The organism is Corynebacterium lipophiloflavum DSM 44291 (assembly GCF_000159635.1).
Lineage (GTDB): Bacteria > Actinomycetota > Actinomycetes > Mycobacteriales > Mycobacteriaceae > Corynebacterium > Corynebacterium lipophiloflavum.
Genome location: NZ_GG667192.1, coordinates 295,761 through 307,091, shown reverse-complemented (window position 1 = coordinate 307,091; position 11,331 = coordinate 295,761). Strand labels below are relative to the sequence as shown.

Genomic DNA, 11,331 nt, shown 5'->3' with positions numbered 1-11,331 from the left:
GCGGTGGCCGGCCGCGGCGCGCGGCTCGTGGCGACGGGCACGGGCCTCGACGAGCTGGCCCGGGGACTTCGGCTCGCCGACGCGCAGGATTCGGTCGAACGCAGGGCGGCCGTAATTCTGCATCGACGACACCGCGTCCGGTTCGTGGCGGGCCACCGAGGCAAGGATGCCCATCGCCGCGAGCGTGATCACCGCGGAGGTTCCACCGGCTGAGAGCATTGGCAGCTGGATGCCGGTCACGGGAAGCAGGCCGAGCACGTAGGCGATGTTGACAAACGCCTGGGAGACTACGCCCGTTGTCAGAGCCGCGGCCAGTAGGGCCTGGAACTGGTTTTGGGCGCGTCGCGCGGTGCGCAGGCCAAACCACGCGAGCAGTCCGAACAGGATGATCACCAGGGCCCCGCCCCAGAGGCCGAGCTCCTCGCCGATGACGGCGAAGATGAAGTCGTTGCGCGCCTCGGGCAGGTAGAACCATTTCGCGCGTGACTGGCCAAGGCCCACGCCGAACAGGGAGCCGTCGGCAAGCGACAAGAAGCCCTGGTGGGATTGGAAGGCGATGTCGCGCGTGTCCTCGAAGCGGCCGAAGAGCGCGTCGAAGTAGACGTGGAAGCGGTTCGAGCGGTAGCCGCCTGAAAAGAAGACGAACACCATGCCCACGGCCGCGACCGTCGCCGCGGCGCCGATGAGTCGCCAGGAAATGCCCGCGAACAGCAGGATGAAGGCGACGACGATGGAGAACGACACGGCCATTCCGTAATCGCCCTGCAGGCCGATCAGCCCGACGCAAACAATGGCTACGGCGATAAACGGCGCGAAACCGTTGTCCAGCTTCGAGGGGCGGGTGTAGTCCTTGTTCGCCAGCACGCTCGCGCCCCAGATGGCGATGGCCACACGCGCCAGCTCCGAGGGCTGCAGGCTGATCGGGCCGACGACAAGCCAGGACTGTGATCCCACCTCGTCGCGTCCGGTGCCAGCCGGGGTGAGCACGAGGATCAGCAACAGCACGGAGATGATAATGATGACGTGCGCGAATCGTCGCAGCCGGTCCGGGGGCATCTTGAGCATGGTCCAGAAGAAGAACAGGCCACCGGCGACCATGACGGTCTGGCGCAGCGCTTGCGACCACACCGATGCGGACGAGACGAATGACGTCGCCATCGAGGAACTCATCACCATGACCACGCCGAGGCCGGCGAGGACCAAGACGATCGTGCGGATCAGGGTGTAGTCCGTCAGCGGACGGGATTCCATTGCAGCGTGGATGCGGCCGGCCAACCGAGCCACACCAGTGCGCTGACCCGGCTGCCCGGCCGGGACAGGCTTGCGCTGTGCAGGGCGGGCGTGACTCGTGCTCTGGAAGCGTTGGGAACTGCGGGATGCCGGCGGCACCGCCTCGCGTGGGTGCCGTGGGCGCCCGCCTCGAGTTGTCGTCATAAAAGCTGCCCCTTCGCCTTCTTTGCCTTCACTGCCGTCGTCGCATCTGTTGCTGTAGCTCCCGCCGCCGGAGAATCGGCCGACGGCAAGAAATTCACTACAGTCACATTAGCCCCCCAGAGCACTCCAGCGACAGTAGCAACACGGGGTGCGTAGGAATTACACGCAGTGTCTCACCGCAGCTGCGGCAAATGCGTCGCCACGCGCAGACATCCCGGAAAACATGTCGAGGCTTGCCGCGGCCGGAGCCAGCAACACCGTATCGCCCGGGCGGGCCTGAGACGCCGCGAAACGCACGCACTGGTCCATCGCCTCGGCCGGGTCCGTCGAATCGCTCACGAAGACCGGCACCCCGGGCGCGTGCTCGCTCACCGCTTTGTGCACGATGCCGCGGTCGACACCGAGCAAGGCCACCGCCCGAAACAGGTGGGCGTGCGTGGCCACGAGCTCGTCCACGCTCGCTCCCTTGAGCTGACCGCCCGCGACCCACACCACGGTGCCGGGCTGCCCGGCACCGGCGAGCGCGGAATCCGCCGCGTGAGGGTTCGTCGCCTTCGAGTTGTCCACCCAGTTGATCCCGTTCGCCGCGTGCACGACCGCGCCTCGGTGGCCCTCGACCCGGTAGGCGCGCAATCCGTCGTCAATGCGCTGCGGCGACACCCCTTGGGAGACCGCGACCGCCGCGGCCGCCAAAGCGTCGAGGACACCCGCTACCCCGGCCGGTTCAATACCTGTGGCAGACGCAAGTTCCTCCACCTCGGTGCCGCTGTGGAAAACCAGCCTGTCGCCGAGCACCCCCGCCTGCCGCGGGCCAGGTTCACCCAGGGTGAAGCCATACAGGTCGTCCCTTCCCGTGCGCGCCGCGAGCTTCGCCACCTCCGCGTCATCGACACCCGCAACGGCAACGCGTGCTTGCAGAACCTTCGCCTTGGCGTGCGCATACGCGGCGAAGGAACCGTGCCAGTCAATGTGGTCATCGGCGAGATTGAGCAGCACGCCCGCATCCGGGACCAGCTCCTGCGACCAGTGGAGCTGAAAGCTCGAGAGCTCGGCAACCAGCACGTCGACCCGATGGGCGTCGACTAGCGCATCGCTCACTGCGACGCCGATGTTGCCGCAGGCCTGGGCGCGCAGACCCGAGTCCTTGCTGGCCTCGCCCATGATGGAGGCGAGCATGCCCGTCGTCGTGGTCTTGCCGTTCGTTCCCGTCACCACGAGCCAGGTGCGGGGAGGGCCGAACACGCCGGCGCGATCGAGCCGGAAGCACAGCTCAACATCTCCGATCACCTCCAGGCCCGCCCGCTGTGCTGCGACCAACAGCGGTGCGTCCGGGCGCCACCCCGGGGAGGTCACCACGACGGAGACCTCTCCAAAGCGCTCCTCGGCCTCGACGGTATCGACCGCTATCGCGGAGGTCTCACGGGAGACTCGCTCGCGGTGTGCCGGGTTATCGTCGGCCACAACGCACCTCACCCCGACCGCGTCCAGCAACCGCGCGGCGCCTCGGCCGGAGACGCCGGCGCCGGCGACGAGAACACCCGCGCGCAGCGTTTCGGGCACCAGCGCAGCCTCAACACGCGTCGTCATGACATGGTCACCCCGACCTTGGTCAACCACTCACCATAAAACAGCGCCAACCCTGTGGCCACTGACATCGCGGCAATGAGCCAGAACCGGATTACGACGGTCTGTTCAGCCCAGCCACCGTTTTCAAAGTGGTGGTGGAACGGCGCCATGCGAAACACGCGCTTGCCGGTCGCCTTGAACGAGACGACCTGAATCACCACCGACGCGGCCTCCATCACGAACACGGAGCCGATGATGACCATGAGCAGCTCGGTCCTGGAGGTCACCGACAAGCCCGCGACCAAACCACCGAGCGCGAGCGAGCCGGTATCGCCCATAAAAATCTTCGCGGGAGAGGCGTTCCACCACAAAAAGCCCATGCAGGCGCCGAAGCCGGACGCCGCCAGCACAGCAAGGTCGAGGGGGTCGCGCACGTCGTAGCAGCCAGGGCCCGGAGTAACGGAGCAGGAGTTGCGGAACTGCCAGAACGTCACCCACGTGTACGCCGCCATCACCAACGCGGTCGTTCCGGCAGCCAGACCGTCGAGGCCGTCTGTCAAGTTGACCGCGTTCGACCACGCGGCGAGCAGGAAGTAAATGAAGACCAAGAACATGATCACGCCGACAACTCCGCCGACAGCCGCAAAATCGATGGTGTCCATGTCGCGGACGAAGCTTAAGTTCGTCGAGGCCGGGGTCAATCCGTGGTCATCGGGAAACTGCAGCACGAGCAGGCCGAACGCCAGCGCGATGCCGAGCTGGGCGAGAAGCTTCGCGGCCTTGTTGAGCCCGAGGTTGCGCTTGAAAAAGAGCTTCAGGCCGTCGTCCGCGAAGCCGACCGCGCCGAGCGCCAAGGTCAGCCCCAGCACGATAAGCCCGGTGGCACTGAACACCCGGTGCCCCGTCGCCATCGACCACAGGCCCGAGGCGAGATAACCCAGCGTGATCGCCAGCAGGATTGCGATTCCACCCATCGTCGGGGTGCCCCGCTTGCGCGCGTGCGACTTCGGGCCGTCCTCTCGGATTTCCTGCCCCATCGCACGCCGGTGGAAATACCGGATCAGCAGCGGCGTGACAAAAATCGACACGAGGAACGCGACGGCTCCCGCTACGAAAATCTGAACCATGGTGCTTTAGCGCTCCCCGTCTCCGAAATTTTTGTGGACTCCCATGCTATGTCCTCGCAACAGGGCGTTCGCCACCGCCCACAGCCCGAGCGCATTCGACGCCTTGACCAGCACCACATCGCGCGCATCGCGCTCGTACCAACCCTCCTCCCCCATTGGGGGCACCGACAGGATCGCCTGGACCAGCGATGTGGCCTCCTCGACGTCCCGGGCGGAGGCGACGTAGATGCCCCGATCCCGCGCGCGGTCCTTCAGGGCGTCCATCGCATCGTTGTCCCCGACAGCGACGAGGTGGGTGACGCGGTAGCGCGCCAGTTCGTTGCCGAGTTCGCGGTGCGCGCTGACCGAGTCGCCGCCGAGCTCCCCCATCTCGCCGAGCACCGCGATGGAGCGCACACCGGGGCGCGCGGCGGCCGTGAAGCCCAACGCGGCGATGCCGGCCCGCATCGAGTCCGGGTTGGCGTTGTAGGCGTCGTTGATGACGGTGACCCCGTCGGCGCGTGTTTGCACATCCATGCGGTTGCCGGACTCGCCGTGCGCGCTGCTGAGGCTGCGTGCAACGGTGGCGGCGTCGATGCCGCTTTCGATGCCGACCGCCGCGGCGGCGAGGGCGTTGGAAACCTGGTGGGCGCCGAAGACGTTGAGCTCGACGCGCTGCGGCTCGTTGTGGGGTGAGTGAAGCGTGAAGCTGGCGCGCGTGACGTCGTCAAGCGAGATGTCCGTGGCGTAATAGTCGGCGGCGCCGTGCTGCCCAGAGAAGGTGACCACGCGCGCGCGTGTGCGCGGCGCCATGCCGGCGACGAGGGGATCGTCGGCGTTGAGGATGGCCACGCCACCCTCCGCGGCCGAAGGCAGCGCCTCGACGAGCTCTCCTTTCGCCGCAGCGATGTTTTCCTTGGAACCGAACTCCCCCAGGTGTGCGGAACCGATGTTGAGCACCACGCCGAACTTGGGCGGGGCGATCGTCGCCAAGTGCGCAATGTGGCCGATGCCGCGCGCGGACATTTCCGCGACTAGGAACTTCGTCGATTCGGTGCAGCGCAACACCGTGTACGGATGGCCGAGCTCGTTGTTGAAGGAACCCGGGGGCGCGACGGTTTGACCAGCGGCGGAGAGCACAGAGGCAACGAGGTCTTTCGTCGAGGTCTTCCCGGCGGAACCCGTGATACCCACGATGGACAGGCCGTGCTCTGCGGTCAGCGTGGACGCCACGTAGCTGGCCAGCTTGGACATGCCTGAGACGACTCCGGCCGCGGAACCGTCGGGGTCGTTTGCGGCGAGCCCGGAGTTATCTCCCTCACGCTTGGCGGCCTTGGGCATGATCACCGCGGCCACGCCGACATCCTTAGCCGCGAGAACTCCGGCCGCGCCCTGCGCAATTGCGTCGCGCGCGAAGTTGTGGCCGTCGACATGCTTGCCCGGCAGGGCGACGAACAAGCCGCCCGGGGTGATTTTGCGCGAGTCGAACTCCACGAACCCGTCGACTACCGCGTGCGGGTCCGCATCGTCGCTCAGTCTGCCGCCCGTGATCCTGGCGATCGCGGCTAACTCAAGTGGGATCATGTGCGAAGAAGTCCTTACCGTCTGCAAGCTCTTGCGGCCCGTGAAGACCGTCCGGCTGGTGGGTGCCGTGAGCATCATTTTCACCGTAGCCGTTGTCGGCCAGTGCCCTGCGCATCTCCTCGCGATCGTCGAAGTGGTGTGTCGTGTCGCCGACAATTTGCCCCACCTCGTGGCCCTTGCCCACAACCACGATCGCGTCGCCGGGCAGTGCCCAGGCCACAAGCTGGTCGATTGCCTCGGCGCGTGGGCCGCATTCCCTGATCTCGGCGCCGCTGCCGGCCTCCCGCGCGCCGCGCAAAACAGCAGCGCGGATCGCGGCCGGATCCTCGGTGCGCGGGTTGTCATCGGTGACGATCACGAGGTCGGCGCGCGTGGCCGCCTGCTGGCCCATCACGGCGCGTTTCGTGGTGTCGCGGTCGCCTCCGGCTCCGACCGCGATGCCGATCCTGCCGTCGACCTGCTCGCGCAGCGTTTCCAGCACGGCGGCGATCGCGGCCGGTTTGTGCGCGTAGTCGACGACCGCCACGAAGTCCTGGCCGGCGTCGATACGCTCCATGCGACCCGGCACGGCGGCGTTTTCGAGCCCGCGGACAAACTGCGGCATGTCCGCGCCCACCACGCGCGCCAGCGCCGTCGCCAGCGCCGCATTGGCCACGTTGAATGCCCCGGGCAGGGGCAGCGTAAACTCGTGAGTTTGGCCGTCGATACGCAGCTCGATGTCTTGAGCCCCGTTGTCGCGAACCGCGGTCAGCCGCGCGCTGCAGTCGAGCCCTTCCTGCCCGTGGGTTCCCACCCGCAGCGGGTGCGACGCGAGCTCGGCCATCCGCTCGCCCCATTCGTCATCGACGCACACGACGCTTGCCGACGCGGCGACCGGCGATGAGGGATCGAAAAACGCTGCCTTCGCCTGGAAGTAGTCATCCATCGTCGGGTGGAAGTCGAGGTGATCCTGGCTGAGGTTGGTAAAACCGGCCGCGTCGAACGAGGTGCCGTCCACGCGCCCCAGGCTCAGCGCGTGCGAACTGACTTCCATGACCACGTGCGTCACGCCCTCGGCCGCCATGCGCGCAAACAGCGCTTGCAGGGTGGGCGCCTCCGGCGTGGTCAGGGAGGTGGGCACGTCGCGGCCGCGGATGCGCGTCCCCGTCGTGCCGATTAGCCCGACCTGGGCGCCGGCGGCGATCAGCCCGCGCTCCAGCAGGTAGGTGGTGGTCGTCTTGCCCGACGTGCCGGTGACCCCGATAAGTGTCATGCGGCGCGAGGGGTGCCCGTAGACGTGCGCCGAGACCTCGCCCAGCACGGCGCGGACGTCGTCGACGACGAGCACGGGGCGGCGATCCCCTGCCGCTTCGACGATGTCCAGGCCCTCGCGGTCGGTGAGGATGGCGCGCGCGGGAGACTCCGCGGCGAACTGCGCGCCGTGGACACGCGTGCCCGGCAGGGCGGCGAACAGCCCTCCCGGCGCGACCTCGCGGGCGTTGAGCCCCACGGAGCTAATCGCTACGCCAGCCCAACCGTTATCAGCCGAAGACGCGACATCGGCTCCGGCAATGCGTGCGAGCTCGTGCAGCGGCACGGGCGCCTGGGGTGCGCCCGCGGCACTGTTCTCGTTGCGGTGGTCCACCTGGTCTCCTCGCCTCTCGGTAGTGGTCCTACGTCTTTTCTATTCCTCTTGCATGAAAAAAGGGGTTAACGCTGCTCGAGCACGTACGGCTCGGAGGGCGGGCTCTGCGGGATGTTTTCGCGATTGAGCAGCCACGACGCGATCTCACGGAAGACTGGCGCGGCCGACTGGCCGCCCGATCCGCCCTCGAGCGGGCCACGCTGCGGTTCATCCAGCATGACGGCGACGACAAACCTGGGGTCGTCGGCCGGCGCGACACCGGCGAAGGTGATCCAGAACTGGTTCTGCGTGTATGCCCCGGTTTCGGGGTTGACTTTCTGGGCCGTGCCGGTCTTTCCCGCCAGCTGGTAGCCCTCGATCTCGTTGCCCTGGGCGGTACCGGAGTTCACACCCATAGGGTCCTGCTGGAACGTGGAGCGGAACATGTCCACCGTCGTCTTCGCGGTGGCCTCGCTGACCACGCGGGTGCGCGCCGGGGCGTCAGCCTCCATCGACTGCCCATCGGGGCCGATGACCTCCGAGATAATGCGTGGCTCGATTCTCTCGCCTCCGTTGGCCAGGGTTTGGTACACGCTGGCCATCTGCAGCGTCGTCCAGCTCATGCCCTGGCCAATGGGCAGGTTGGCGAAGGTGCCGCCCGACCATTGCTCGAGCACCGGTACAAGGCCCGCAGATTCGTTGGGGAGCTCGATTCCCGTCGACTGTCCGATACCGAAGCGCTGCAGGTAGTCCCAGTACTTGTCCTCGCCGAGGCGCTGCGCGATTTGCAGCGTGCCCACGTTGGAGGACTTACCGAAGATCCCCGCCGTGGTGTAGGGGGCCACGCCGTGAGACCACGCGTCTTTGACCGTCACGCCGGCCATGTCGATGGAGCCGGGAACCTGGTGCACCTCGGTGGGGTTTGTCAGCCCCTCCTCGATGGCGGCCGCTGCCGTGATCACCTTGGCGACAGACCCCGGCTCGTAGGGGTGCGAAATGGAGTTGTTATCAAAGCTGCGCCCCTCGGCGAGCTGTTTCTGCAAATCACCATTCGGGTCAATCGTGCCGGTGTTGGCCATCGCGAGAACCTCGCCTGTGTGAGCGTCGAGAACGACGGCCTCGGCGTCCTTCGCCAGCGAGTTCGCCTTCGCTTGCTCGAGGGTGCGCTGCACGAACGTCTGCAGATCGACGTCGATGGTGAGCTTGACCTGGGATCCGTCGACGGCCGGGACAACGTCGCGCAGCGTGCCCGGAATCGACTGCCCGTCAGCGGAGACATCCTCCGTGGATCTGCCGTTAATTCCGGTCAGGACACTGTCACTGGACGCTTCGAGGCCGAACTGCCCCTGGCCGTCCATGGAGACCTTGCCGACGATGTTCTCCCCGACCGCCCCATTGGGGTATTGGCGAATATCCTGGTGATCCGCCGCGACACCGTGGAACTTTTTGGCCACCTTGGTGGCAACATCCGGGTCGACATTGCGCACGAGAACCTCGTAGTTTGAATCCGCGTGCAGCTTGTCTAGGATGTCTTTTGAGCTCACTCGCGCCTGCGCGGCCGCCGGATCTGTGGCGTGCGCCCCCTCAATCATGCGGGGGATCTCGTTGGCCATCGTGCGCAGAACGTCTTCCACGCGCGCGTCGACCTGGGCCTGGATGACGTCATCCGACAGGCCGTCGACGCTCACCTGCCCCTCCTGCTGTTCGCGCAACTCCTTGCGCAGCATGACCGGCGACACAGTGAGCGAGCGCGCCTGCATGGTGTAGGCGAGCTGGTTGCCGGAGCGGTCGATGATTTCGCCGCGGCGGGCGGGGTCGATGTAGACCCGGGCGCGCTGCGCCTCAGCCTGGGTCTGCAGGTCCGGCCCCCACACGATTTGGACCCAGGCCAACCTACCCACGAGCACAACCGCGGCAACAATGAAAACAGCTGCGATGAAGCTCGCGCGCTTGCGCGTGATCACCTTCTGGGGCGCGCCCGGGCCCGACTGCGGGCCGGGCGCGTGCGGGCCGGGCTGCGGGCGGAGGTTGTCAACGCGGGTGCTCTCACCGCGATGCTCCGGCCGGCGGCGGGCGCTCGGGGTATTCACAGCGCTTAAGTCACCTGCCTCGTTGTTGTTTCACATCGCACTTCATCTTGCCCGCCGCGCAGCCCCGTGTACGGCAGCGCCACGCCCTTCAGTTTCCGGTTGCCACGCGCGGCGCGTACGGCGCGAGGTTGTTTGCCAGCGGGGCAGCCTCCGGTGCCGGTGGATTGCCCTGGTCCAGAACGTTGCCGCCGGGCACGGAGGTCAGGCTGTCTGAGACGCGGGCGGTGGCGTCGCGGTCGCTGGTCGCCCGGTCCTCGGTGCCGCGCTGGCCGCCTGCGGAGGTAACGTCATCAATCTTTTGCGTCGCCTCGGGGTCAAACGGCCGGGTCTCCTCGACTGCGCCGTCGGCACCCACGGACAGGATTCCGGGCGCGTGCGAGACGACCATCCCGGCATCAGCTGCCTTGCGCGCGATCTCGGCCGAGGATTTCGCGTTTTCCGCGTCCCTGTTGAGGGTCTCCACCTCGTTGCTCAGCGCGCGCTCGCGAGACTGGAGCTCTTGGATGGTAAAGGACTGCGAGGTGGACAGGCCCGAGAGGAACATGGCGATGAGTACGCCGAGGATGAGCAGCGGCACCGCGATCACGGACATGGTGGAGAAGGTGCGCTTGATTTCGCTTACTTCGCCGACCCTGCGGCCGCGGACGGACACGACCTGCTTGGAGCCGAGCCGGCCAACACCCTGGGTGTTGCGCGGGTGCAGCGCATGAGGCGCGTATCGACGCACCGGCTGCGGCGTCGCCGTCGTCCGCGGCGTCGTCGTGCGCGGGCGGCGCACTGCCGGCCGTTCGAGGGTGGCTGTGCCCGAGCGGGCTGCCGCGGTGAGGTCTCGGCTTGCTCCCATGGCGTTGCTGCCTTTCGTCGTGGTCATCATGGTCATCTACGGGTTGTCGGTGCGAAGCTTTTCGACGCCCCGGACACGCACCGGTGCTGCCCGGGAGTTTTGGTCAATTTCCGCCTCGGACGCTTTTTCCGCGCCGTGGGTGATCCAGCGGAACGTGGCGGCGGTGCCGGGCAAGTCCATCGGCAGACCGGTTGGGGTTGTGGATGTGGTCAAAGAGGTCAGGGCGTTTTTGACGATTTTGTCCTCGAGCGACTGGTAGCTCATGAACACCGCGCGCCCGCCCGGGCCGAGCAGGTCAGTGATCACGGGGATCACCGCGCGCAGCGCGTCGAGCTCGCCGTTGACCTCGATGCGCAGCGCCTGGAACGTCCGCTTTGCCGGGTGCCCGCCTGTACGCCGGGTTGCGGCCGGGATGGCCTGGTAGAGAAGCTCCACAAGTCGCGCGCTGCGCTCAAACGGGGCCTTTTCGCGCTCTTTCAGGATGTGTGAGGCGATCTTGCCGGCGAAACGCTCGTCACCGTAGGTTTTTAAGATGCGGGCCAGCTCGCCGTGGCTGTAGGTGTTGAGCACGTCCGCCGCCGTCAGCGTCGTCGTGGGGTCCATCCTCATGTCCAAGGGTGCGTCGACCTTGTAGGCAAAGCCGCGTTCCTCTTGGTCTAGCTGCATGGACGAGACACCGAGGTCGAACAACGCGCCCGCTACCCCGTGCGTCCGGGCGGCGTCGAAGATGGCGCCGTCGCGGTCGCGGATTGCGGTGCCGATGTCGTCGAAACGCGCTTGCACCCCGACGAAGCGGTCGGCGAACGGAGCAAGGCGCTCGGTCGCGTCGCGCAAGGCCGCGGGGTCGCGGTCTACACCAATTACCGACGCCCCTGGGAAGCGCCGCAGGAAATGCTCTGTGTGGCCGCCCGCGCCAAGTGTCGCGTCGACGATGACCGCGCCCGCACCGAACACCTCGACAGCCGGGGCGAGTAAGTCCGCCATGCGGTCCCGCATGACGGGAACGTGGCCGTGGTTGGGATCCACTCGAAAGTCCATATCCGCGATGTGAGCAGCGTTGTCCTTGTGTGCCATTGGATCCACCCCCTTGGTTTGGCTGGCCGT

General features: G+C 66.9%; 8 protein-coding genes. All 8 read right to left on the bottom strand.

Annotated features, from left to right (window positions below):
* Positions 1-1,251: FtsW/RodA/SpoVE family cell cycle protein (locus tag HMPREF0298_RS04610; protein ID WP_006839951.1), on the bottom strand; the 1,251-nt coding region annotated here is incomplete at its 3' end.
* Between the two features lie 342 nt (positions 1,252-1,593).
* Positions 1,594-3,021, bottom strand: a complete 1,428-nt coding sequence (gene murD, locus HMPREF0298_RS04605) for a UDP-N-acetylmuramoyl-L-alanine--D-glutamate ligase (RefSeq protein WP_006839950.1) — start codon at positions 3,019-3,021, stop codon at positions 1,594-1,596.
* Positions 3,018-4,127 carry a phospho-N-acetylmuramoyl-pentapeptide-transferase gene (mraY, locus tag HMPREF0298_RS04600; RefSeq protein WP_006839949.1) on the bottom strand — a complete coding sequence of 370 codons (1,110 nt, stop codon included), beginning with the start codon at positions 4,125-4,127 and terminating at the stop codon, positions 3,018-3,020. Before mraY ends, murD begins: the two co-directional genes overlap by 4 nt.
* A gap of 6 nt (positions 4,128-4,133) precedes the next feature.
* Positions 4,134-5,690 carry a UDP-N-acetylmuramoyl-tripeptide--D-alanyl-D-alanine ligase gene (locus tag HMPREF0298_RS04595; protein ID WP_006839948.1) on the bottom strand — a complete coding sequence of 519 codons (1,557 nt, stop codon included), beginning with the start codon at positions 5,688-5,690 and terminating at the stop codon, positions 4,134-4,136.
* Positions 5,677-7,314: a UDP-N-acetylmuramoyl-L-alanyl-D-glutamate--2,6-diaminopimelate ligase gene (locus tag HMPREF0298_RS04590; protein WP_006839947.1), complete on the bottom strand. Its 1,638-nt coding sequence runs from the start codon at positions 7,312-7,314 to the stop codon at positions 5,677-5,679. The genes HMPREF0298_RS04595 and HMPREF0298_RS04590 overlap by 14 nt, the downstream gene beginning before the upstream one ends.
* A 65-nt stretch (positions 7,315-7,379) precedes the next feature.
* Positions 7,380-9,383 carry a peptidoglycan D,D-transpeptidase FtsI family protein gene (locus tag HMPREF0298_RS04585; protein WP_006839946.1) on the bottom strand — a complete coding sequence of 668 codons (2,004 nt, stop codon included), beginning with the start codon at positions 9,381-9,383 and terminating at the stop codon, positions 7,380-7,382.
* An 88-nt stretch (positions 9,384-9,471) separates the two neighbouring features.
* Positions 9,472-10,263, bottom strand: coding sequence for a cell division protein FtsL (ftsL, locus tag HMPREF0298_RS04580; RefSeq protein WP_006839945.1), 792 nt, complete (start codon positions 10,261-10,263; stop codon positions 9,472-9,474).
* On the bottom strand, positions 10,264-11,301 hold the full coding sequence (gene rsmH, locus HMPREF0298_RS04575; protein WP_006839944.1) for a 16S rRNA (cytosine(1402)-N(4))-methyltransferase RsmH: 1,038 nt from the start codon (positions 11,299-11,301) through the stop codon (positions 10,264-10,266). It abuts the gene before it with no gap.
* Positions 11,302-11,331 lie beyond the last annotated feature (30 nt).

Excerpts from the sequence above, each read along its gene's own strand:
- murD (WP_006839950.1), bottom strand. The coding sequence starts at position 3,021 with ATGACGACGCGTGTTGAGGCTGCGCTGGTGCCCGAAACGCTGCGCGCG.
- ftsL (WP_006839945.1), bottom strand. The coding sequence starts at position 10,263 with ATGACCATGATGACCACGACGAAAGGCAGCAACGCCATGGGAGCAAGC.
- HMPREF0298_RS04595 (WP_006839948.1), bottom strand. The coding sequence starts at position 5,690 with ATGATCCCACTTGAGTTAGCCGCGATCGCCAGGATCACGGGCGGCAGA.
- rsmH (WP_006839944.1), bottom strand. The coding sequence starts at position 11,301 with ATGGCACACAAGGACAACGCTGCTCACATCGCGGATATGGACTTTCGA.
- mraY (WP_006839949.1), bottom strand. The coding sequence starts at position 4,127 with ATGGTTCAGATTTTCGTAGCGGGAGCCGTCGCGTTCCTCGTGTCGATT.